Here is a 21,954-nt window from a genome sequence, read left to right as displayed (position 1 = left end):
GCGCATGCGATTGCGGCGAGCGGATCTGGGGTCCCCCGGTATCGGGAGGCGGCGAAGAGGCCGGGGTTTCGGCTACCTGACGCCGGACGGCGAACCACTGAAGGACGAGGAGACGATCGAGCGCATCGAGGCGCTGGCGATCCCGCCCGCGTGGCGGCGCGTCTGGATCTCGCCGCACGAGAACGCCCACATCCAGGCCGTCGGGGTCGACGACGCCGGGCGGAAGCAGTATCTCTACCACGGAGAATGGCGACGGGCCCGCGACGAGGAGAAGCACGAGCGCGTCCTCGCGCTCGCACGGCGGCTTCCCGGGATCCGCCGGACGATCCGGGAAGATCTCGACTCCCGCGGCCTCACCCGCGAACGGGTGCTCGCCGGCGCGCTCCGCATGCTCGACCTCGGGGTGTTCAGGACCGGCGGCGAAAGTTACGCCGACGAGAACGGCACGCACGGGGTGGCGACCTTGCTGTGCGAGCACGTGTCGATCCGCGAAGGGTGCCTGCTCTGCGACTATCCCGCGAAAGGCGGGATCCAGCGGAAGGTCCGGCTGCGGGATGACGGCCTCGTCCGGCTGATCCGCTCGCTCCGGCGCGCCCGCGGCGACGAGGTGCGCCTGCTCGCCTACCGGAACGGCCGCGGCTGGCAGGAGGTGCGGGCCGAAGACGTCAACGAGCGGTTCAAAGAACTCGCGGGCGACGGCTTCACGGCCAAGGACCTGCGCACCTGGAACGCCACCGTCCTGGCCGCTTCGGCTTTCGCGGGGACCGAAAAGCCTTCCAGTGAAAGAGGATTGAAGCGGGTCGAGAAGGCCGTGATGACCGAAGTCGCCGAAGGACTCGGCAACACGCCCGCCGTCGCCCGACGGTCCTATGTGGACCCTCGGGTGATCACCGCCTACCGCCGGGACCGGACGATCGCGCACGCGGCGCGACGAGCGGACAAGATCTCCGATCCCGACGAGGCGCGCGAAATCGTGGAGCGGGCGGTGGTGCGGCTACTGAACGGGTCGTGAGGCTTCGATGGCGAGGACGGCGATGTCGTCGTGCGTCCCGCTGCCGAGCCATTCCCGCACCGCGGTGCGGACGCGGGCGACCACCTCGCGGCCGGACATCCCACGGCAGCCGGCCAGCAGTTCACGCAGCCGCTCGTCGCCGAACAGGTCCGACGGCCGCTCGTGATGGCGCGCCTCGGTGATGCCGTCGGTGTAGAGCAGGCAGACGTCGCCCTCGCCCAGCCGGATGGCCGTCTCGGCGAACCGGGCCTGCGGCGAGATCCCGACCAGCGTGCCGGGCAGGGTGATCTCCTCGACGCCGCCCCGGCGGCGCACCACCAGGGGCGCGGGATGCCCACCGGAGGCCAGGGTGACACCGAGCCCCTCGTCACCCGCCAGGACCGAACCGAGCACCAGGGTCGCGAACCGGCCGCTGCCGCCGGTGATGAGCAGGGAGTTGAGCAGGCTCAGCAACGTCGTGTTGTCGTGCTCGACGAGGTCGAGCGCGGCCAGGGTCTGCCGGACCCGGCCGGTGAGCGCGGCCGCCTCGGCACCCTTGCCGCAGACGTCGCCGAGGACGAACATCGCGCTGCCGTCCTCGCGCGGCAGGACGTCGTAGAAGTCGCCGCCGACGTCGAGCAGCCCGCTCGACGGCTCGTACCAGACGTCGAACTTGACGCCACGCACGTCCGGCGGCGGCGTCGGGCGCAGCGTGGTCTCCAGACCGCGCGTGGCCTCTTCCTGGCGGGCGTAGCGATGCGCGTTCGCCAGGGCCGTCCCGGCCGCGCGGGCGAACTCGGTCACCGCGCGCGAGTGGTCCTCGCCGAACGCGGGCGCGCCGCGCCTGCCGAGCACCACCGCTCCGGTGACCCCGGCGCCGCCGTCGAAGCCCAATGAGACCACGGTCACGGACGGATGGACGGCGAGCCGTTCCGCGACGATCGCGGGCAGCGTCGCGACCTCCTCCTCCGGGACGGCCTTCGCCTCGGTTTCCTCGGTGGAGGCGAAGGTGCCGGCGAGCACCGGCGCGAGCTGGGCCGGAACCCGGCGGATCCGGCCGTGCCCGTGGTTGGTGCGGCGATCGCAGCTCCACCATTCCCACCGGCCGCGGGTGGTCGGCAGCAGCACGAACACGCAATCGGCGAGCTCGGCGGCGGCGACCTCGGCGATCACCTTCGCCGTCCCGTGCCGTCCCCGCGCGGAGGCCAGCCGGGGCGCCGAAGCGGCCAGGAAGCCGTCCACGCGCGGGCCGTCGGCCGCGACCGCGGATGTCACCGTCCACGCGTGCCAGCCGCCGGGCAGCGTCCGGATCCGGGCCGGGAACCGGCGGCCGGTGTGTTCGACATGCCCGACGTCGGGGCCTTCGGCGGTCAGTATCGGGCGGGCGCCGCCGAACAGCTCGCGGGCGGCGGGATTCGACCAGCGCAACGCGCCGCCGACGTCCTGCACGAGCACCGCGTCACGGACGTCTTCCAGCAGCTCACGCCAGAACCGCCCGGATTCGGGCAGCGCGCCCTCGCTGGTCGCCGTCGACGACTCCGAGGGGAGCGACGTCGAGGCCGGGGCCGGCCGTGACACCATTCCCGGACCTCCTCCTGCCTGGCGGGTAGCGCAGTGTGAGCGGGCGGACTGGCTCGAAGTGTAGGTCGAATCATGGCACGCTGATGCGACGACCATGGCTTGGCATGCGTGGTGGAGAGGGTCGACACAGATGACACAGCACTCCCAAAGGGACCGGATCCCCGTGGAAGGTGGTGGCGGCCAGGTGGACGAAGCGACCCTGGAACGCCTGCTCGCGGCGGCTCGTGACCTCGGGGACGGCAACTTCCGGCGGCGGCTCGTGGCGCACGGCGACGGGCTCGCGGCCCAGCTCGCGGGCGCGTTCAACGACATCGCCGAACGGAACCAGCGACTGGTGACCGAACTCCTGCGCGTCCGCGAGGCGGTCGGCAAGGAAGGCAGGCTGACCGAGCGCGTCGCGGCCGAGATCGGCCCCGGCGGCTGGGCCACCGCGGTCGACGTCGTCAACGGGCTGATCGAAGACGTGAGCAGGCCCACGGCCGAGCTCAACCGCGTCCTCGGCGCGGTCGCCGAGGGCGATCTGTCCGAGCCGATGCCCCTGGAGGTCGGCGGACGGCCGCTGCAGGGTCAGTTCGCCGAAGTCGCGAAGACGGTCAACGGCCTGATCAAGCAGCTTTCGCGGTTCGCGACCGAGGTCACCAGAGTGGCCCGCGAGATCGCCACCGAAGGACGGCTCGGCGGCCAGGCCGAGGTCCCGGGGGTGGCGGGCACCTGGCGTGATCTCACCGACAACGTCAACGTGATGGCCAGCAACCTGACCGACCAGGTGCGCAACATCGCCCAGGTGACCACCGCGGTGGCGCGGGGCGACCTGACCCAGAAGATCAACGTCGACGCGCGCGGCGAGATCCTGGAGCTCAAGAACACCGTCAACATCATGGTCGACCAGCTCTCGTCGTTCGCCGACGAAGTCACCCGGGTGTCACGCGAGGTGGGTAGCGAAGGGCGTCTCGGCGGCCAGGCGCAGGTCCCCGGCGCGGCGGGTACGTGGCGCGACCTCACCGACTCGGTGAACCTGATGGCGGACAACCTGACCGACCAGGTCCGCAACATCGCCCAGGTGGCCACGGCGGTGGCGAAGGGCGACCTCTCGCAGAAGATCAACGTCGACGCCAAGGGCGAGATCCTCGAACTCAAGAACACGCTCAACACGATGGTCGATCAGCTGTCGTCGTTCGCCGACGAGGTCACCCGCGTCGCGCGCGAGGTGGGCACGGAAGGCCAGCTGGGGGGCCAGGCTCAGGTACCGGGCGTCGCCGGGACGTGGCGCGACCTCACCGGGTCGGTCAACTTCATGGCGAACAACCTCACCGCGCAGGTCCGGAACATCGCCCAGGTGGCGACCGCGGTGGCGAAGGGCGATCTGTCGCAGAAGATCGCCGTCGACGCCAAGGGCGAGATCCTCGAACTCAAGAACACGCTCAACACGATGGTCGATCAGCTCTCGTCGTTCGCCGACGAGGTCACGCGAGTGGCCCGCGAGGTCGGCAGCGACGGGCGGCTCGGCGGCCAGGCGCAGGTGCCCGGCGTGGCCGGGACGTGGAAGGACCTGACCGACAACGTCAACTTCATGGCGAAGAACCTGACCGACCAGGTCCGGAACATCGCCCAGGTCACCACCGCCGTCGCGAAGGGCGACCTGACCCAGAAGATCATCGTCGACGCGCGCGGCGAGATCCTGGAGCTCAAGAACACCGTCAACATCATGGTCGACCAGCTTTCGGCGTTCGCCGACGAAGTGACCCGGGTGTCGCGCGAGGTCGGTACCGAAGGCAAGCTCGGCGGCCAGGCGCAGGTGCGTGGCGTCGCCGGGACCTGGAAGGACCTCACCGACAACGTCAACGTCATGGCCACCAACCTCACCGACCAGGTGCGGAGCATCGCGACGGTGACCACCGCGGTGGCGAACGGCGACCTGTCGAAGAAGATCTCGATCGACGCGCAGGGCGAGGTCGCCGTCCTCGCCGAGACGATCAACAGCATGGTCGAGACGCTGCGCGCGTTCGCCGACGAGGTCACCCGTGTCGCCCGTGAGGTGGGTACGGAAGGCATCCTCGGCGGCCAGGCCCGGGTGCCGAACGTGGCGGGCACGTGGAAGGCGTTGACGGACAACGTGAACGTCATGGCCGACAACCTGACCGGCCAGGTGCGGAGCATCGCGACGGTGACCACCGCGGTGGCGCAGGGCGATCTGTCGAAGAAGATCGACATCGACGCGCGCGGCGAGATCCTCGAACTCAAGACGACCATCAACACGATGGTCGACCAGCTGTCGGCCTTCGCCTCCGAAGTCACCCGTGTCGCCCGCGAGGTCGGCACGGACGGCACGCTCGGCGGCCAGGCCGAGGTGCCCGGCGTCGCGGGCACGTGGTCGCGGCTGACCGAAAGCGTGAACCAGCTGGCCGGGAACCTGACCACTCAGGTGCGCGCGATCGCGCAGGTGGCCACCGCGGTGACCGCCGGCGATCTGACCCGGCACATCACCGTCGACGCGTCCGGGGAGGTGGCCGAACTCAAGGACAACATCAACCAGATGATCGCGAACCTGAAGGAGACCACCCGGGCGAACCGCGAGCAGGACTGGCTCAAGACCAACCTCGCGCGGCTGTCCGCGCTGATGCAGGGTCACCGCGATCTCGCGTCCGTGGCGTCGCTGATCCTGTCCGAGCTGACGCCGCTGGTGTCCGCGCAGCAGGGCGCGTTCTTCCTCGCCCGTGAGGACGAGCAGGAAGAGGTGGTCCTGGAGAGCATCGCCACCTACGGGCTGGCGAAATCCCAGACCGGGCTGCGGTTCTCCCCCGGCGAATCGCTCATCGGGCAGGCCGCCGTCGACCGGCGCACGATACTGGTCCACGAGGCCCCGCCGGAGTACGCGCTCATCTCGTCGGGACTGGGTTCGGCCGCGCCGGTCAACGTGATCGTGCTGCCGGTGCTGTTCCAGGGCGAGGTGCTCGGTGTGCTGGAACTGGCGACCATCAACGCGTTCAGCACCGTGCACATCGACCTGCTGGAGCAGCTGAAGGAGACCATCGCGGTCAACGTCAGCACCATCCAGTCCAACTCGCGCACCGAGGCGCTGCTGACGGAATCCCAGCGCCTGGCACAGGAACTGCGCGCGCGGTCCGAGCAGTTGCAGGCGCAGCAACGGGAACTGCGCCGGTCCAACACGGATCTGGCGGAGAAGGCGGCGCTGCTGGCGCAGCAGAACCGCGACATCGAGGTCAAGAACAGCGAGATCGAGCAGGCGCGGCAGGAGCTCGAAGAGCGTGCCGGGCAGCTGACCATGGCGTCGCAGTACAAGTCCGAGTTCATGGCGAACATGTCGCACGAACTGCGGACCCCGCTCAACAGCGCGCTGATCCTCGCGAAACTGCTCTCGGAGAACCCGGACGGGAACCTGTCGGAGAAGCAGGTCCAGTTCGCGCGGACGATCTACTCGGCGGGCAGCGACCTGCAACAGCTGATCAACGACATCCTCGACATGGCCAAGGTCGAGGCCGGGCACCTGGACCTGCAGATGTCCGACGTCACGCTGCCCGAGCTGGTCGAGTACGTCGAATCGATCTGCCGTCCGCTCACTTCGGACAAGGGCCTGGAGTTCGCCGTCCTCATCGACCCGCCGGTGCCGTCGTCGATCCACACCGACGAACACCGCGTGCAGCAGGTGCTGCGGAACCTGCTGTCCAACGCGGCGAAGTTCACCGACGAGGGCGGCGTGCGCCTGCACATCCGGATGGCGGACCCGGGCGAGGTCGAAGCCGACTCGCTCCGCAACGCCCCCGGCGTCCTCGCGTTCGCCGTGGAGGACACCGGGATCGGGATCGCGCCGGACAAACTCGCGATCATCTTCGACGCGTTCCGCCAGGCCGACGGCACCACCAGCCGCAAGTACGGCGGCACCGGGCTGGGGCTGTCGATCAGCCAGCAGCTGACGGAACTGCTCGGCGGCGAACTGCGGGTGCGCAGCGAGCCGGGCAAGGGCAGCACGTTCACCCTGTACCTGCCGGTGAGCGCGTCGAACCTGGTTGTCCCGACCTCCGCCGCGGCGAGCGGTGTCCCGCTGATCATGGCCGTGCCGCAGGTGATCCCGGTGCCACCGTCGCAGCGGTTCCACGGCGAGAAGATCCTGATCGTCGACGACGACCTGCGCAACGTCTTCGCGCTGGCCGCCGTGCTGGAACGCAACGGCTTGGAGGTCATCTACGCCGAGACCGGCGTCGCGGGCATCCGGGCGCTGGAACGGCACGAGGACACCGCGCTCGTCCTGATGGACGTGATGATGCCCGAACTGGACGGCAACGCCACGATCACCGCGATCCGCGCCGAGGCGGCGCACGAAGACCTGCCCGTGATCGCCGTCACCGCGAAGGCGACCGCGGAGGACAAGGCGCGGACGCTCGCTTCGGGGGCGGACGACTACGTGACCAAGCCGGTCGACACGGACAAGCTGCTGGACCTGATCGCGGCGCATCTGGAGGCGGATGCCGCTTCCAGCGGGCTCTCGCAGGCCGTGGCCCCCGCCGAGTCCGACTGAGGCGTTGGCCGGGTTGGTCGTGAGTGGCGTTTCGGGTTAGAACCCGGAACGCCACTCACGACCACCTGGACCCCTGCTGGCGCGTGTCCTTCAGGACGTGCGGACGCTGGCCCCAGCAACGAAAGAACCCGCAGGCCAGAAGGCCTACGGGTTCGGATGTGGAGCTGTGGAGCGGGTGACGGGAATCGAACCCGCGTAGCTAGTTTGGAAGACTAGGGCTCTACCATTGAGCTACACCCGCGTGCCCCCGGAGTACCGGGTGCGAAAACAGCTTAGCGTGACCCGCTAGGCTGTGCGCACACCCCCCGGGAAGATCGGGGAGTCACGGGATGTGGCGCAGCTTGGTAGCGCATCCGCTTTGGGAGCGGAGGGTCGCAGGTTCAAATCCTGTCATCCCGACTCTAGGTCCTTGACCTGCGAGTTCACCGGCGTTTCGGCTCGACCGTGCCGGTTCGACGGTTGGCGTCGTGGTCAGCGACCCTCCGCTTTGACGGTTACCGTCCCGCGTGACCGGACCGATCACGACGGGTGTGTGGAGATAGGGACACTCAACGTCCCTATTTCCACACACCCCTCACTCCGAGTCAGCGGCCATCGCACGTCCGGGCAAGATGGCGATCATGGAGATCCGCCACGCCCGCGCCACCGACGCCCCAGCCGTGACCACCCTCCTCGCCGAGCTCGGCTACCCCGACAACACCGAGACCGACGTGCGCGGCCGGCTCGAACGCTGGGCCCGCCATCCCGAAGGCGCCGCGTTCGTCGCCGAATCGGACGGCACCGTGGTCGGTGTCATCGCGGTGGTCGCGATCCCGCTCCTCGAGCGGGAAGGGGCCGTCGGACGGATCGTGGCCCTGGTGGTGGACGAGACCCAGCGCGGTACCGGGGTCGGCCGCGCACTGATCACCACCGCCGAAGAGCAGGCGTTGCGGTGGGGCTGCGGCGCCATGGAGGTCAGCAGTTCACGCCGCCGGACCGGCGCGCACGCCTTCTACCGGGCGCGGGGGTACGAGGACCGTTGTGAACGCAGCGCCAAGTTCTTCCGCGAACTGACCACCTGACCGGCTCCCGGATCGTGAGAGCCCTAGGCCCGCCGCCACCCGCTTGCGAACATCGGCACCGTGACCGGCAGGCGGAGCGCCAGTGCCAGCGCGGTGCTCCGCGTGGTGCTGGACGAAGGGGCGACAGCGCGCAGCACCATCGCGCGCCGCACCGGGCTCAGCGCCGCGGCCGTCACGGGGCATGTGGCGGAACTGCTGCGCCGCGGATTCCTCGTCGAGCTGCCGGAGGTCGCGGGCGCGGTCGGCAGGCCGTCCGTGCCGCTGGACCTCGACACGGAGCGGTTCGTGGTGTGCGGAGCGCATGTCGCGGTCGACCATCTCACCGTCGGGCTGCTCGATCTGCGCGGGAAAGTGCTGGCACAGCTGGAAGCCCCGCATCACGGCGCCGAGCCTGCCGTGCAGGTCGCGCAGATCGCGGAGCTGCTCGACGACCTCCTCGTCGGGCACGCACCGGAGCGGACGCCGCTGGGGCTGGGGGTGGCGACCGGCGGATGGGTCGACGAAGCCTCGGGAACGGTGGTGGAGCACGGGTTGCTCGGCTGGCACGGGGTCCCGTTGCGCGATCTGCTCACGGAGGTCACCGGTCTCGACGTCCGCGTCGACGGGCATTCCCGGGCGCTCATCCACGCCGAACGCCTGCTGGGGCAACCGAGAGCGCGCCGCAGTGTGGTGCAGTTGTTCACCGGCAACGTGGTCGACGCCGCCTTCGCCACCGGCGACACCGTCCATCATGGACCGCGCTCGGCGGCGGGCGCCGTCGCGCATCTTCGGGTGGACGACAGCGAGGAACCTTGCCGTTGCGGGCGTTCCGGCTGCCTCGAAGCGACGGTGTCCGAGCGCACCATCGCCCGTAAAGCCGCCGAAGCACACATCATCGAAGAACCGGATTTCACCGAAGTGCTCCATTTGGCGAAATCGGGAAACAAAAGCGCCGTCGCTCTTTTCCACGAGCGCGCGAGAATCATCGGACAGGCCGCCGCGTTGCTCTTCGACGTGCTGAATCCGGAAATCCTCATCGTGCTCGACCAGAGTGTACGCGACGTCGAGGGCTGCCTTTCCACGATCCGGGACGAGGTCTCCCAGCGGTCCTGGATCTGCCAGGACGCGGAGAAGAACGTTGTGGCGTCGAGCTTTCCGGGTACCGAGCTCGCGACGGCGGGCGGGGCGGTCATGCTGAACGCCCTCTACGATGATCCGCTTTTCACCGACCTCGCCGACGCCTCCTGAGTTACTTCACTAAATCGCAAAATTGACGCTCTCCGCCGGGCCTGCGTTGAATCGTCTTCAACGACGCGAACCCGAACGAAAGAGCCCACCGTGAAGAAACCAGTGCCCTTGATCGCCGCGCTCCTCGCCGGATTGGCGCTGTCGGGCTGCGGCGCCTCCGCGACCCCGGCGGGCGTGGCCGGGCAGCCGGAGAAGCTCGAACTCCGCTACCAGGGGTCGGCGAACAACGTCACCTTCCCCGAGCTCGCCGAAGACCTCGGCTACTTCGGCCCGGTCAAACTCAAGTGGGTCGGCAACACGATCAGCGGACCGCAGGACATCCAGTCCGCCGCCACCGACCAAACCGACTTCGGCGGCGCCTTCACCGGCGCGGTCGCCAAACTCGTCGACGCCGGCGCCCCGATCAAGGCCGTCGTCAACTACTACGGCTCCGACGAGAAGACCTTCCTGGGCTTCTACGTCAAGGAGGACAGCCCGATCCGCACGGCGCGCGACCTCATCGGCAAGAAGGTCGGCGTCAACACCGTCGGCGCGAACCTCGAGGCCGTCCTCGACACCTGGCTCAAGCGCAACGGCCTGACCGACGCCGAAATCGACCAGGTGCAGCTCGTCGTCCTGCCGCCGATCAACACCGAACAGGCCCTGCGCAACGGTCAGATCGACGTCGCCGCGCTCAACGGCGTCCTCCAGGACCGCGCCGTGGCGGGAGGCGGCGTGCGGCCGATCGTGAAGGACGTCGAGGCGTTCGGCCCGTACAACGGCGGGCCGTACGTGCTGCGGACCGACTTCATCAAGAAGTACCCGGAGACCACGAAGACCTTCGTCACCGGCGTGGCCAAGGCGATCGAATGGGCGCGCACCACTCCGCGCGATGAGGTGATCGCCCGGTTCACCAAGATCATCCAGAACCGCGGCCGCAACGAGAACACCGAAACGCTCAAGTACTGGAAGAGCACGGGCATCACCAAGGGTGGGCTGATCTCGGACAACGACTACACGCTCTGGACGGGCTGGCTCAAGCAGTCCGGGTTCATCAAGAACGACCAGGTCGACCTGAAGAAGATCTACACCAACGAGTTCAACCCGTACCGCGAAGGCGGTGGCGCATGACCGCCAAGATCAGCCTGCGCTCGGTCACCAAGACCTTCGGCGCGTTGACCGCACTCGACGACGTCTCCCTCGACATCGAGGACGGCACGTTCCTCTCCCTCGTCGGACCGAGCGGTTCCGGCAAGTCCACGCTGCTCGACCTGCTCGGCGGGCTCGCGAAACCCACCTCCGGCGAAGTCCTGATCGACGGGAAACCCGTCACCGGGCCGGGGCTGGACCGCGGGGTCGTGTTCCAGCAGTACGCGCTGTTCCCGTGGCGCACCGCACGCGCCAACGTCGAGTTCGGCCTCGAAGGCGGCACCCTGAACAAACGGCAACGCGCCGAGCGAGCGCGGGAATTCCTCGACCTGGTCGGGCTTTCCGGCTTCGAGGACCACCTTCCCCACGAGCTTTCCGGTGGCATGAAGCAACGTGTCGCGATCGCGAGAAGCCTCGCCTACGACCCGGACGTGCTGCTGATGGACGAGCCGTACGCCGCGCTGGACTCCCAGACCCGCGAACTCCTGCAGGAGGAGCTGCGCCGGATCTGGAAACGCACGGGCAAGACCATCGTCTTCATCACCCACAGCATCGAAGAAGCCGTCTATTTAGGACAGAAGGTCGCGGTGCTCACGTCCCGGCCGGGCAGGCTCAAGGACGTCGTCGACATCGATCTCGGCGACCGTTCGAACGACGACCTGCGCTCGGCACCCGCCTTCGTGGCCCATCGCCATCGGCTGTGGGAACTGCTGCACGACGAGATCCGGAGGGCCGCATGACCGCGACACTCGAAGCACCGACCATCCGAACCGGACCGAAGCCGGTCGAGAAAGCACGCAAGAAGAGCAGGCTCAGCAAGGCTTTCCGCAGTTCCGCGGCGATCCTGCTCTTCCTCGCCGTCTGGGAGCTCGCTCCCCGGTACCTGCTCGACGAAGGCATGAGGACCTTCCTTCCGCCGCTGTCGGAAGACCTCGCCGCGCTCTGGGAGCTGATCCTCAACGGGCAGCTGGCCGACCATCTGCTGGCGAGTCTCGGCCGGTCCGCCGCCGGATTCGTGATCGCGGTGGCGGTCTCGGTGCCGCTCGGCCTGCTGATCGCCTGGTACCGGCCCCTCGCCGAATTCCTGAACCCGCTGCTGGAACTGGCCCGCAACACAGCCGCGCTCGCCCTGCTGCCGGTGTTCACGCTCCTGCTCGGCATCGGCGAGGTGTCCAAGATCGCGCTGATCGTCTACGCCTGCGTCTGGCCGGTGCTGCTCAACACCATCGCCGGGGTGAACACCGTGGATCCCTTGCTGGTCAAGGCCGCGCGCTCGCTCGGGCTGTCGAGCCCGAACCTGTTCCGCAAGGTGATCCTGCCGTCGGCGGTGCCGACCATCTTCACCGGCATCCGGATGGCGGCGGCGTACTCGATCCTCATCCTGATCGCCGCCGAGATGGTCGGCGCCAAGGCCGGGCTCGGCTATCTGATCAACAACTCGCAGGTCAACTTCCAGATCCAGCAGATGTACGCCGCGATCATCACGGTGTCGGTGCTGGGCCTGGCCATCAACGCGGGTTTCGTCGCGCTGGAGCGGCGATTCTCCACCTGGCGGGTCAAGGAGAAGGCATGAAACACCTGCACCTCAACGCGTTCGTGATGCCGAACGGTCATCACGAGGCGGCATGGCGGCATCCGAGCACGGATCCGCACCGCGCCGCGACACTGAAGCACTACGTCGACATCGCCCGTACGGCGGAGCGCGGCAAGCTGGATTCGCTGTTCCTCGCCGACGGTGTCGCCCTGTGGGGCAACGTCCGCTACAACTCGCACACCCTGTTCGAGCCGCTGACGTTGCTTTCCGCGCTGGCCGGGGCGACCGAGCGCATCGGGCTGATCGCCACCGCGTCGACGACCTACAACGAGCCGTACCACCTGGCACGGAAATTCGCGTCGCTCGACCATCTCAGCGGCGGGCGCGCGGGCTGGAACATCGTCACGTCGGCGGGCGAGGACGAGGCCCGCAACTTCAACCGCGACGCCCGGCCGGCGCACGCGCTGCGGTACGAGCGCGCCACCGAATTCGTCGAAGTGGCCAGGAAACTCTGGGACAGCTGGGACGACGACGCGGCGGTGATCGACAAGGCGAGCGGCGTCTACGCCGACACCGACCGCATCCACCCGATCGACCACAACGGCCCGCATTTCCAGGTTCGCGGCCCGCTCAACATCCCGCGCCCGGTACAGGGACATCCGTTGCTCGTCCAGGCCGGTTCGTCGGAGACGGGCAAGGAGTACGCGGCCCGGTTCGCCGAGGCGGTGTTCACCGCGCAGCAGACTTTCGCCGAGGGCAAGGCTTTCTACGACGACGTCAAGGGAAGGCTCGCGAAATACGGCCGCTCGCCGGAGGAGATCAAGATCCTGCCGGGGATCAGCCCGATCCTGGGCCGCACCGAGGCCGAGGCGAAAGAGCGCGAGGCAGAACTCAACGCCCTCATCACGCCCGCGTACGGCGTGCGGCAGCTGTCGAACATGCTCGACCACGACCTGACGCCGTATCCGCTCGACGGTCCGCTGCCCGACGTCGGCACGTTCACCGAAGGCGCGCAGAGCCGGTTCGAGCTGGTCACGGGCCTGGCGCGGCGCGAGAACCTGACAATCCGCCAGCTGATCGAGCGGCTGGCGGGCGGCCGGGGACACCGCGTCTTCGCCGGAACCGCCACCCAGGTGGCCGACCAGCTGGAGCACTGGTTCACCGAAGGCGCCGCGGACGGCTTCAACGTCATGCCGCCGACGCTGCCCGGTGGACTGGAGGACTTTGTCGACCTCGTGGTCCCCGAATTGCAGAAGCGCGGGTTGTTCCGCACCGAGTACAACGCCACGACCTTGCGCGGCCACTACGGCCTCGCCCGTCCAGTCCGCCGCACCCCAGTAAAGGAGCACGCCGCATGACCGCCCTCAACACCCAGGTCGAGGTCCGCAAGATCACCGGCAGGATCGGCGCGCAGGTCCTCGGCGTCGACCCCGCCAAGGATCTCGACGCCGCGACCGTCGCGTTCGTGACCGACGCCCTGCACGAGCACAAGGCACTCGTCTTCCGCGACGTCGATCTCGACGACGCGGGCCAGCAGCGGTTCGCCGGGCACTTCGGCGAACTGACCAAGGCGCACCCGACCGTCCCGTCGGTCGACGGCGAGCCCGCGATCCTGCCGGTCGACAGCGAACAGGGCCGCGCGAACCAATGGCACACCGACGTCACTTTCGTGCTCAACCCGCCGAAGGCCAGCACGCTGCGCAGCCTGGTCGTCCCTCCGTACGGCGGAGAGACGCTGATCGCCAACTCGGCCGCCGCGTACCGGGATTTGCCGGAGCCGCTCCGGGCGTTCGCGGACACGCTGCGCGCCGAGCACACCAACGACTACGACTACGCGAAGGCGCCCGAGACCCTGGACGACGCGGAGCGGGAACGCCGCGAGGTGTTCGTCTCGCAGAAGTTCCGCACGGTCCACCCCGTGGTGCGGGTGCATCCGGTGACCGGGGAACGCGGGCTGTACATCGGCGGGTTCGCGCAGCGGATCATCGGGCTGTCGAAGGGCGAGTCGCGGGACATCCTGCGGTTGCTGCAGTCCTACGTCACGCGGCCGGAGAACGTCGTGCGGGTGAGCTGGGAGCCGAACCAGCTGGTGCTGTTCGACAACCGCATCACCCAGCACTACGCCGTCGACAACTACGACGACCTGCCCCGCCGCCTGAACCGGGTGACCGTGGCGGGTGACGTGCCGGTGGGCATCGACGGGGTGCCGAGCGAATCCCTCGAAGGCGACGCTTCGCACTACTCCCCCGTCGCCTGACGACCGAAGTGGTAAGACTGGCGGCGTGAAGACCGATCGTCAGGTGGAAGCGCTCCTGAGGGAGCTGGCCCCGCAGGTCATCGGGCTGCTGGTGCGCAAGCACGGGCAGTTCGACGCCTGCGAGGACGCCGTCCAGGAAGCCCTGCTCTCGGCCGCGCAGCAATGGCCGGAGCAGGGCATCCCGGACAGCCCGAAGTCCTGGCTCGCGACGGTCGCGTCACGGCGGCTGGTCGACGAGTGGCGCAGCGAAAGCGCACGCAGGCGGCGCGAAGAGAACGACGCGCTGATGGACCCCGCCCCGGCCACCGTGTCCGATTCGGACGACACGCTCACCGTCCTTTTCCTGTGCTGCCACCCGTCTTTGTCCGCGCCGTCGCAACTCGCGCTCACGCTGCGCGCCGTCGGCGGGCTGACCACGGGCGAGATCGCGAACGCCTTCCTGGTCCCGGAATCGACGCTGGCCCAGCGGATCAGCCGGGCGAAACAGACCATCAAGAAGGCGGGCGCCGAGTTCGTCCTGCCGCCGTCCGCGGAACTCGGCGAACGGCTCCGTGTCGTCCTCCAGGTGTTGTACCTGATCTTCAACGAGGGCTACACGACCAGCGGCGGCCCCGATCTGCACCGCGCCGACCTGACCGCGGAGGCGATCCGGCTGACCCGGCTGCTCCGGCGGCTCATGCCGGACGAGGACGAGGTCACCGGCCTGCTCGCGCTCATGCTGCTGACCGACGCCCGCCGGGCCGCCCGCGCCGGCGACGACGGCTCGCTCGTCCCGCTCGCCGAACAGGACCGAACGCGCTGGAACGCGGACACGATCGCCGAAGGGGTCTCGCTGGTGAGCGAGGCTCTGGAGGCGGGTCCGGTCGGGCCGTATCAGGTGCAGGCCGCGATCGCCGCCATCCACTCCGAGGCGGCCACCGCGGCCGACACCGACTGGCCCCAGATCCTCGCGCTTTACGACGTTCTCGAGAAGGTCTCGCCCGGCCCCGTCGTCACGCTCAACCGCGCCGTCGCGGTCGCCGAGGTCAATGGGCCGGAAGCGGGCCTCGAACTGCTGGCCACGCTCGACGACGACAGCCGCATGAGCCAGACGCACCGGCTCGATTCCGTCCGCGGGCACCTGCTGGAACTGGCCGGGGATACCGGCGCCGCGCGCGAGGCGTACCTCCGTGCCGCCGGCAAAACCGCGAGCGAACCCGAGCAGCGGTACCTGACCCGGCGCGCGGAGCGGCTCGGCTGAGCCTCACATGCGCAGGCAGAACGAAGGTGTCGAGCAGGCGTTTGCTTTCGGCGTCGTAGGCCTTGTAGGTGTACTGGACACCGGTGACCGCGACGGAGAGCGGCGGCTTGCCTTGCCGCTCGTACCCGTCACAGGTGCCGACGCGCTCATTGGTCGGCTTCGGATATTCGCACACCACCACCTGCACGGCTCCCTGCTGGGACGTGCCCATCGGCAGATACCCGTCGGCGGTGTCGCTGAAGTCCCTCATGCCCTTGTCGTCGACCACGAAGTAGGCAAGCCGATGCGGGCCGGACGGCGTGCGTGGCTCCGTCTTCCCGTCGAGGCCGGACGGGGAACGCACGCGATCCGAGGCCGCGGTGTCCGGGCAGAAGGCGATGGGTGGTTGCGCTGTCGTCACCGGTGCGGGCGGCGGCGCGCCGGGCCCGGCCAGGAGCGTGATCACGAACCGCCGCCGCATGCTCAGCCCTCTTGACGGGCCGTCGCCATGGCGCGTTCGGTCTCCCAGAACGCGCGCATCGACACGATCAGCCCGTCCTCGCGCACCCGGTAGACGAACACGCCGTCGGTGTCGACGCGGTAGCCGCCGGGCAGGTACGTCGTGATCGTGCCGACGTTCGCGACCTCGTCCCCGGCCGCGTGGGAATCGCGGATGGTGAACTGGAAACGTTCGACATTCGCGATCGTCTTGTCCCAGAAGGCACTGATCCCGTCGTGCCCATGGTGTCCCTTGCCTTCTTCGTCGAACATCGACTTGCCGATGGGGTCCTCGACGACGGCGTCCCCGGCGAAGAGTCCGAGCCAGGCGGTCTTGTCCCCCGCGGTGACCGCGGTCATCGAAGCGAACGCGGCCCGCCGCGCGGGCGGCTGCTCGGTGGCCGGGTCCCAGCAGACGTCGACACCCATGGTTCAGTCTCCGATCTTCGCGATGATCTCGTCGCCGAACTTCCTGATGGAATCGAGCTTCGGGCCGACTTCGGCGTCGAAACCGAGGCCGTCGAACACCCACGGCATGGTGATGATGTCGGTGACGCCGATGTCGCCCTGCTCGCGGTAGCCGTCGAGGCCGAACTTGTCGATGCAGACGGCCTGATACTCGAAGGGATCTTCGGCGCGGCCCTGTTCGGCCAGCAGCCCGCGCAGCTTGGCGATGGTGTCGGCCAGGTCGTCGAACTTCATCATCGCCGAAGACCAGCCGTCGGCGACGCGGGCGGCCCGGCGCAGCGCGACGTCGGTGTGCCCGCCGATGTAGAACGGGACCCGCGACGGCGGTGTCGGGCTCATGCGGAGCTTGTCGAAGTCGAAGAACTCGCCGTGGAACTCGACCATCCCGCCGTCGAGGATCAGGCGCAGCACCTCGATGGCCTCGTCGACGCGTTTGCCGCGCTTCTCGTACGGCGCGCCGCACCAGCGGAACTCCTCCGGCGACCAGCCGACGCCGAGGCCGAGCCCGAAGCGGCCGCCGGTCAGCGCCGCGACCGAGTTGACCTGGCGGGCGAGCAGGACCGGGTTGCGGGAGCCGAGTTTGAGCACGGAGGTGTAGAAGGTGAGCCGCTCGGTGACCGCGCCCATCGAGGCGGCCGCGATCAGCGGATCGGCCCAGGGCGTCTCCTCGGTCCAGAAGCGGCTTCCGTCGGGCGTGTACGGGTAGTCGGCCGAGACCGTTTCGGAATAGAACAGGGAATCCGGGAGCGCGATCGAGGAGAAACCCGCCTCTTCGGCGGCCCGGGCGAGCTCGCCCAGCTGATCGAGCGGATTCATCGCGATCGACAGGGTGAACTTCATGGAGCCGAACTATAACGTGTTCTAGTTTCACCCGCCAGTGCGCGCGGGGAACCCCCGGCGGGTTCCCCGCGTTGATCCGGTCAAAGGCCGAACGATTCCTGGAGTTGAACCCATGGGCACCGCGATCTTCCTGATCGTGCTCCTCGTCGTCGTGGTCGGCGGCGGCATCTACTTCGCGAAATCCCAGGCGGCGGCCAAGAAGCGCCAGCTGGACGACGCGAAGGCGGACGCACGGCGCCTCGTCGAACGACTGGGCGGTCAGGTCATGAACCTCACCGGCACGGACACCGCCTCCCAGCAGGCGATGGCGGACGCGTCCGAACGTTTCACCGCGGCCGGCTCCCAGATGGAGCAGGCGCAGACCGTCGAGCAAGCCCGGCTGGTGCGCGAGACCGCCATCGAGGGGCTCTATTACGTCCGCGCGGCGCGGCTCGCGATGGGCATGGACCCCGGTCCGGAACTGCCCGGCAGCGAAGAGCGCGATCGGGCGGGCAAGGTCACCGAGTACCGCTCGGTCGACGTCGAGGGCGAGCACTACGAAGCCTCGCCGGACCCGAGCCAGCGCACGCCGCACTACTACCCCGGTGGCCGCGTCGCGGGCCGTCCGGTGCCGCAGGGCTGGTACAGCGAGCCGTGGTGGAAGCCCGCGCTCGTCGCCGGTGCCTGGGGTCTCGGTTCGATGCTGCTGTTCAGCGCGATGTTCTCCGGGATGGCGGGCATCGCGAGCGCGTCGGCCTGGGAGTCGGGCTATGACGCGGGCCAGGAGGACGCCGGGGCCGCGGACGCCGGCGGTGACGCCGGAGGCGACATGGGCGGGGACGCCGGTGGGTTCGACGGCGGCGGCTTCGATGGTGGCGGTTTCGACGGCGGGGGCTTCGACTTCTAGCCCGGTCCGAAGGGGCCCTTCGGACGCGACTAACTCAGAGGGCTCGTCTCGTGATCAGACGGACGACACACGTGATCAGAGGGACGACACGATCGTGACCCGGTCTTGCCGCGAGTCGTCCATCTGATCACATGTGTCGTCCATCCCGTCACGTGTGTCGTCCGTCTGATCACGCGAAACCGCCACTCGACCCGAGTACGTGAAGGCCCCCGTCAGGTACTTGCCGAAAGCGAGTCAGGCGGGCTGGCAGGTCGGGCACCAGAAGAGGTTCCGCGCCGCCAGATCGCTCCGCAGCACCGCCGTCCCGCACACGAGACACGGCATCCCCTCGCGCCGGTAGACGTAGACCTCGCCTCCGTGCCGATCCTGCCGCGGCGCGCGGCCGGTGGCCTCGGGCAGGTGCTCCGGCGCGACCGTGTCGATCCGGCCCACGCGGACACCGTGCCGCATGAGCGTCACGAGATCCGCCCACATGTCGTCCCACAGCCCGCGGTCGAGCGCGCGGCCCGGGACGAGCGGGGCGACACCGTGCCGGAACAGCACCTCGGCGCGATACACGTTGCCGACGCCCGCCAGCACCGACTGGTCCATCAGCAGTGCCGCGATCGACGTCTTCGACCGCGAGATCCGCTCCCACGCCTTGTCCGGCTTCGCGTCGCGGCGCAGCGGATCCGGGCCGAGCCGCGCTTTGATCGCGTCGACCTGCGGCGCGTCCAGGAGTTCGCACCGGGTCGGGCCGCGCAGGTCGGCGTAATGCGTCGGACCGGCCAGCCGCATCCGCACCTGCCCCACGGGCTCTGGAGCGGGCAATGGCTCGTCGGAGAACGTGCCGTAGAGGCCGAGGTGGACGTGCACCGTCCCGTGTGGACCGTAGTCGTGGAACAGGTGCTTCCCGTACGCCTCGGCCTTCACCAGCACCCGGCCGTCCAAACGGGACGCTTCGGCGGCGAACCGCCCCTGCGGGCTGCTCACCTCGACCGGGTGACCGGCGAAACGGCGTTTGTGCAGACGTGCCAAGCGATGGAGCGTGTGCCCCTCGGGCATGTCAGTGCTCGGGAAGCGGCGGCGGCCAGCCGGTGTTCTCGTAGTCCAGGATCTGCTGGACGCGGCGGCCGTGGCGCTCGTCCGGGCTCGGCGGGGTCGCGAGGAACGCCTCGACGATCTCCGTGGCCTCTTCGGTGGTGTGCATCCGCGCGCCGACGCCGATCAGCTGGGCGTGGTTGTGCTCGCGGGTGAGCTTCGCGGTCTCGACGCTCCACGCGAGGCCGGCGCGAGCGCCCTTGACCTTGTTGGCCGCGATCTGCTCGCCGTTGCCGGAGCCGCCGACGACGATGCCGAGGCTGCCCTCGTCCGCGACGACGCGGCGGGCCGCCTCGATGCAGAACGCCGGGTAGTCGTCGGCCGCGTCGTAGACGAAGGGGCCGACGTCCTCGACGTCGTGGCCCTGCTCCTTGAGGTGGGCCACGAGGTGGTTCTTCAATTCGAAACCGGCATGGTCAGAGCCAAGGTAAACACGCACAGCGCGGAGTCTGCCATCACGTTCCGGCGCGGGCATGCTGTGGGGGTGGACATCAGGCTCGAATGGGGACCCGAGGGTGTCGCCGCCCTGGGCGCGGGCTGCGCCGTACTCGTCGTGGTCGACGTGCTTTCCTTCTGCACCACAACGGATCTCGTACTGGGAAACGGCGGCCGCGTGCTGCCCGTCCGCTGGCGCGATCGTCGCGGCGAAGAGGCCGCGAAAGCGCGCGGCGCCATCCTCGCGGGTGAAAGCGAATGGACTTTGCGACCTTCGTCTGTGACGCAAATCCCTTCCGGAACGCTTTTGGCGCTCCCTTCCCCCAATGGCGCCACGCTGTGCGACGCCGCCGCCACGACCGGTGCCGAAGTCCTGGCGGGCTGCCTGCGCAACGCGTCCGCCGTCGCCGCCCGCGCGGCGGAACTCGCGAACGGACGGCCGATCGGTGTCGTCCCGGCCGGAGAACGCTGGGGCATCGACCTGCGCACCGAAACGAAGACGTTCGGACCGCTCAGGCCGTGTGTCGAGGACCAGCTCGGGGCGGGGATGATCGTCGCGGCACTGGACGGCTACGGCCGCCTGTCCGCCGAGGCCCGTCTCGCGGCCGTCGCGGCAAAAGCGATCGACATCGACGATGCGCTGACAGAATGTTCTTCAGGGCGCGAGCTCGCCGAGGCCGGGCACGCGAACGACGTGCGGCTCGCCGCGAGTCTCGACAGCAGCGGCACGGTTCCTGTGCTGCGCAACGGAATTCTGGAGGATTCGTGACTTGGCTCGAACTCGCGGACGGCGTGTACGCGCGCCGTTACGAGGAGCTGGACCTGACCGTCGGCCTGGTCGTGGGCAGCGAGCGCTGCCTGGTCGTCGACGTTCGCGGTGACGTCGACCAGGGCGCCGAACTGGCCGCGGCGGTACGGGAGATCACGCCGCTGCCGTGGTCGGTCGTCTACACCCACGCGCATTTCGATCACGCCTTCGGCACGACGGCGTTCCTGCCGTGCGACGTGTGGGCGCACGAAGGGTGCCTGACCGAACTGACCACCTTCGGCGACGGCGCACGGCTCAAGTGGATCCAGCACTATCTCGGCGAAAACCGTCCGGAGATGGCGGAGGCGTTGGAGCGCACCGAGATCACCCTTCCGGACAAAACCGTCGTCGACACCGCCGAGATCGACCTCGGCGGCCGCACCGTCGTGCTGCGGTTCCTCGGCCGGGCCCACACCGATCACGATCTGTTCGTGCACGTGCCCGACGCGGGCGTGATCTACGCGGGCGACGCCGTCGAGAACGCCGAAGCCGGCTTCAGCGCGTTCTCCTTCAACGACGGCACCTTCCTCGCCGAATGGCCGGGCGTGATGGACGCGATCCTCGCGCTGGAACCGAAGATCATCGTCGCCGGGCACGGGGACCCCGTCGACACCGCCTTCATCGAGAAGCACCGCGACGGGCTGCGCGAACTCGTCGCGCTCAAGGCCGGGATCGCGGCGCGAGACCTCACGACGGACGAAGCCGTCGCGAGGTCCTCCTACCCCGAAGCTGTCACCAGGGGCGCCCTGGAGACCCCTTAGTCGAAGTTCAGCTCACCGGACCGGGTGCGCTTCAGCTCGAAGAAGTCCGGGTAGCTCGCCAGCGCGCGGGCGCCGTCGAACACCTTGACGGCGTCCTCGCCACGCGGGATCGAGCTGAGCACCGGGCCGAAGAAGGCGACACCGTCGATGTGGATGGTCGGGGTGCCGACGTCCATTCCGACCGGATTCATACCTTCGTAGTGACTCTTTTTGAGCGCTTCGTCGTACTCGGTCGACTCCGCGGCCTCGGCCAGCTCGGCCGGGGCGCCGATGGCCTCGAGGGTCTCCTTGATGACCTTCGGGATGTCCTTGTCGCCCTGGTTGTGGTGACGCGTGCCGAACTCCGTGTAGAAGTCGCGCAGGGCCTCCTCGCCGTTCTTCTGCGCCAGCGCGGTGGCGACGCGGACGGGACCCCAACCGCTCGCCAACAGCTCCTTGTACTGCTCAGGCAGGTCCTCACGGCCGCTGTTGAGCTCGGACAGGCTCATGATCCGGAACCTCAGGTCGAGGTCGCGGTGCTTCTCCACCTCGAGGATCCAGCGCGAGCTGATCCAGGCGAAGGGGCAGATCGGGTCGAAGTAGAAGTCGACCTTGGTCTTCTCGGACGGGGCGGTCATCAGGTTCTCCCAGTGCCATCGTCTTGGGG

Annotated in this window: 19 protein-coding genes and 2 tRNA genes; 14 read left to right on the top strand and 7 right to left on the bottom strand. The window is 68.8% G+C overall.

Features of this window, described 5'->3' with window-relative positions; all coding sequences use genetic code 11:
• Positions 1-4: 4 nt before the first annotated feature.
• Positions 5-1,012 carry a DNA topoisomerase IB gene (locus AORI_RS50730; protein ID WP_043848655.1) on the top strand — a complete coding sequence of 336 codons (1,008 nt, stop codon included), beginning with the start codon at positions 5-7 and terminating at the stop codon, positions 1,010-1,012.
• Here AORI_RS50730 and AORI_RS50725 read toward each other — a convergent pair.
• Positions 995-2,572: a SpoIIE family protein phosphatase gene (locus AORI_RS50725; RefSeq protein WP_016332330.1), complete on the bottom strand. Its 1,578-nt coding sequence runs from the start codon at positions 2,570-2,572 to the stop codon at positions 995-997. The two genes, AORI_RS50730 and AORI_RS50725, sit on opposite strands and share 18 nt — an antisense overlap.
• 130 nt (positions 2,573-2,702) lie before the next feature.
• On the opposite strand from AORI_RS50725, the gene AORI_RS50720 reads away from it, so the two are divergent.
• Positions 2,703-7,106, top strand: coding sequence for a HAMP domain-containing protein (locus AORI_RS50720; protein WP_051552888.1), 4,404 nt, complete (start codon positions 2,703-2,705; stop codon positions 7,104-7,106).
• A 167-nt stretch (positions 7,107-7,273) separates the two neighbouring features.
• Here AORI_RS50720 and AORI_RS50715 read toward each other — a convergent pair.
• A tRNA-Gly gene (locus AORI_RS50715) sits at positions 7,274-7,347 on the bottom strand.
• A gap of 84 nt (positions 7,348-7,431) precedes the next feature.
• Between AORI_RS50715 and AORI_RS50710 the strand changes: the two genes are divergently transcribed.
• The 9 genes from AORI_RS50710 (at position 7,432) to AORI_RS50670 (ending at position 15,553) form a co-directional block, all read left to right on the top strand.
• A tRNA-Pro gene (locus tag AORI_RS50710) sits at positions 7,432-7,505 on the top strand.
• 221 nt (positions 7,506-7,726) lie between these two features.
• On the top strand, positions 7,727-8,167 hold the full coding sequence (locus tag AORI_RS50705) for a GNAT family N-acetyltransferase (protein WP_043848654.1): 441 nt from the start codon (positions 7,727-7,729) through the stop codon (positions 8,165-8,167).
• A 60-nt stretch (positions 8,168-8,227) separates the two neighbouring features.
• Positions 8,228-9,394, top strand: coding sequence for an ROK family protein (locus AORI_RS50700; RefSeq protein ID WP_016332327.1), 1,167 nt, complete (start codon positions 8,228-8,230; stop codon positions 9,392-9,394).
• 90 nt (positions 9,395-9,484) lie between these two features.
• Positions 9,485-10,504 carry an ABC transporter substrate-binding protein gene (locus AORI_RS50695; protein WP_016332326.1) on the top strand — a complete coding sequence of 340 codons (1,020 nt, stop codon included), beginning with the start codon at positions 9,485-9,487 and terminating at the stop codon, positions 10,502-10,504.
• The gene (locus tag AORI_RS50690; protein ID WP_016332325.1) at positions 10,501-11,262 is read left to right on the top strand and encodes an ABC transporter ATP-binding protein; all 762 of its coding nucleotides are present in this window, start codon (positions 10,501-10,503) and stop codon (positions 11,260-11,262) included. Before AORI_RS50695 ends, AORI_RS50690 begins: the two co-directional genes overlap by 4 nt.
• Complete coding sequence (locus tag AORI_RS50685) at positions 11,259-12,095, top strand: ABC transporter permease (RefSeq protein ID WP_016332324.1); 837 nt, start codon at positions 11,259-11,261, stop codon at positions 12,093-12,095. Before AORI_RS50690 ends, AORI_RS50685 begins: the two co-directional genes overlap by 4 nt.
• Complete coding sequence (locus AORI_RS50680) at positions 12,092-13,414, top strand: LLM class flavin-dependent oxidoreductase (RefSeq protein ID WP_016332323.1); 1,323 nt, start codon at positions 12,092-12,094, stop codon at positions 13,412-13,414. Before AORI_RS50685 ends, AORI_RS50680 begins: the two co-directional genes overlap by 4 nt.
• Positions 13,411-14,313 carry a TauD/TfdA dioxygenase family protein gene (locus tag AORI_RS50675; protein ID WP_016332322.1) on the top strand — a complete coding sequence of 301 codons (903 nt, stop codon included), beginning with the start codon at positions 13,411-13,413 and terminating at the stop codon, positions 14,311-14,313. Before AORI_RS50680 ends, AORI_RS50675 begins: the two co-directional genes overlap by 4 nt.
• A gap of 25 nt (positions 14,314-14,338) precedes the next feature.
• Positions 14,339-15,553 carry an RNA polymerase sigma factor gene (locus AORI_RS50670; RefSeq protein ID WP_016332321.1) on the top strand — a complete coding sequence of 405 codons (1,215 nt, stop codon included), beginning with the start codon at positions 14,339-14,341 and terminating at the stop codon, positions 15,551-15,553.
• Between the two features lie 462 nt (positions 15,554-16,015).
• Here the strand turns inward: AORI_RS50670 and AORI_RS50665 are convergent, their stop codons facing one another.
• Entirely contained in the window at positions 16,016-16,459 is a 444-nt protein-coding gene (locus AORI_RS50665) for a nuclear transport factor 2 family protein (protein WP_016332320.1), read from the bottom strand.
• A gap of 3 nt (positions 16,460-16,462) precedes the next feature.
• Entirely contained in the window at positions 16,463-17,338 is an 876-nt protein-coding gene (locus tag AORI_RS50660) for a TIGR03619 family F420-dependent LLM class oxidoreductase (RefSeq protein WP_016332319.1), read from the bottom strand.
• A 112-nt stretch (positions 17,339-17,450) separates the two neighbouring features.
• Between AORI_RS50660 and AORI_RS50655 the strand changes: the two genes are divergently transcribed.
• Positions 17,451-18,224 (top strand): hypothetical protein, encoded by a 774-nt coding sequence (locus AORI_RS50655; RefSeq protein ID WP_016332318.1) that lies wholly within the window; start codon positions 17,451-17,453, stop codon positions 18,222-18,224.
• A gap of 234 nt (positions 18,225-18,458) precedes the next feature.
• Here AORI_RS50655 and AORI_RS50650 read toward each other — a convergent pair whose 3' ends face one another.
• Together AORI_RS50650 and AORI_RS50645 are read right to left on the bottom strand one after the other, a co-directional pair.
• The gene (locus AORI_RS50650; protein WP_016332317.1) at positions 18,459-19,268 is read right to left on the bottom strand and encodes an Fpg/Nei family DNA glycosylase; all 810 of its coding nucleotides are present in this window, start codon (positions 19,266-19,268) and stop codon (positions 18,459-18,461) included.
• 1 nt (position 19,269) lies between these two features.
• Positions 19,270-19,743, bottom strand: coding sequence for a ribose-5-phosphate isomerase (locus AORI_RS50645; protein WP_007034718.1), 474 nt, complete (start codon positions 19,741-19,743; stop codon positions 19,270-19,272).
• A 45-nt stretch (positions 19,744-19,788) separates the two neighbouring features.
• On the opposite strand from AORI_RS50645, the gene AORI_RS50640 reads away from it, so the two are divergent.
• A complete protein-coding gene (locus AORI_RS50640) occupies positions 19,789-20,508 on the top strand; it encodes a 2-phosphosulfolactate phosphatase (protein WP_016332315.1) in 720 nt (239 codons plus the stop codon).
• Positions 20,505-21,308 (top strand): MBL fold metallo-hydrolase, encoded by an 804-nt coding sequence (locus AORI_RS50635; RefSeq protein WP_016332314.1) that lies wholly within the window; start codon positions 20,505-20,507, stop codon positions 21,306-21,308. Before AORI_RS50640 ends, AORI_RS50635 begins: the two co-directional genes overlap by 4 nt.
• Here AORI_RS50635 and AORI_RS50630 read toward each other — a convergent pair.
• Entirely contained in the window at positions 21,305-21,925 is a 621-nt protein-coding gene (locus AORI_RS50630) for a mycothiol-dependent nitroreductase Rv2466c family protein (RefSeq protein WP_016332313.1), read from the bottom strand. The genes AORI_RS50635 and AORI_RS50630 overlap by 4 nt on opposite strands.
• Between the last annotated feature and the right edge of the window lie 29 nt (positions 21,926-21,954).

Origin of the sequence: Amycolatopsis keratiniphila (genome assembly GCF_000400635.2) — a bacterium.
GTDB classification, from domain to species: Bacteria; Actinomycetota; Actinomycetes; order Mycobacteriales; family Pseudonocardiaceae; genus Amycolatopsis; species Amycolatopsis keratiniphila.
Note: the sequence above shows the minus strand (reverse complement) of the source record. Positions and strands in the feature narration are given on the sequence as shown.

What these genes read in the sequence shown, in the direction of transcription:
- AORI_RS50730 (WP_043848655.1), top strand. Translation starts at nt 5, where the DNA reads ATGCGATTGCGGCGAGCGGATCTGGGGTCCCCCGGTATCGGGAGGCGG.
- AORI_RS50725 (WP_016332330.1), bottom strand. Translation starts at nt 2,572, where the DNA reads ATGGTGTCACGGCCGGCCCCGGCCTCGACGTCGCTCCCCTCGGAGTCG.
- AORI_RS50720 (WP_051552888.1), top strand. Translation starts at nt 2,703, where the DNA reads ATGACACAGCACTCCCAAAGGGACCGGATCCCCGTGGAAGGTGGTGGC.
- AORI_RS50705 (WP_043848654.1), top strand. Translation starts at nt 7,727, where the DNA reads ATGGAGATCCGCCACGCCCGCGCCACCGACGCCCCAGCCGTGACCACC.
- AORI_RS50690 (WP_016332325.1), top strand. Translation starts at nt 10,501, where the DNA reads ATGACCGCCAAGATCAGCCTGCGCTCGGTCACCAAGACCTTCGGCGCG.
- AORI_RS50685 (WP_016332324.1), top strand. Translation starts at nt 11,259, where the DNA reads ATGACCGCGACACTCGAAGCACCGACCATCCGAACCGGACCGAAGCCG.
- AORI_RS50680 (WP_016332323.1), top strand. Translation starts at nt 12,092, where the DNA reads ATGAAACACCTGCACCTCAACGCGTTCGTGATGCCGAACGGTCATCAC.
- AORI_RS50675 (WP_016332322.1), top strand. Translation starts at nt 13,411, where the DNA reads ATGACCGCCCTCAACACCCAGGTCGAGGTCCGCAAGATCACCGGCAGG.
- AORI_RS50665 (WP_016332320.1), bottom strand. Translation starts at nt 16,459, where the DNA reads ATGGGTGTCGACGTCTGCTGGGACCCGGCCACCGAGCAGCCGCCCGCG.
- AORI_RS50660 (WP_016332319.1), bottom strand. Translation starts at nt 17,338, where the DNA reads ATGAAGTTCACCCTGTCGATCGCGATGAATCCGCTCGATCAGCTGGGC.
- AORI_RS50655 (WP_016332318.1), top strand. Translation starts at nt 17,451, where the DNA reads ATGGGCACCGCGATCTTCCTGATCGTGCTCCTCGTCGTCGTGGTCGGC.
- AORI_RS50650 (WP_016332317.1), bottom strand. Translation starts at nt 19,268, where the DNA reads ATGCCCGAGGGGCACACGCTCCATCGCTTGGCACGTCTGCACAAACGC.
- AORI_RS50630 (WP_016332313.1), bottom strand. Translation starts at nt 21,925, where the DNA reads ATGACCGCCCCGTCCGAGAAGACCAAGGTCGACTTCTACTTCGACCCG.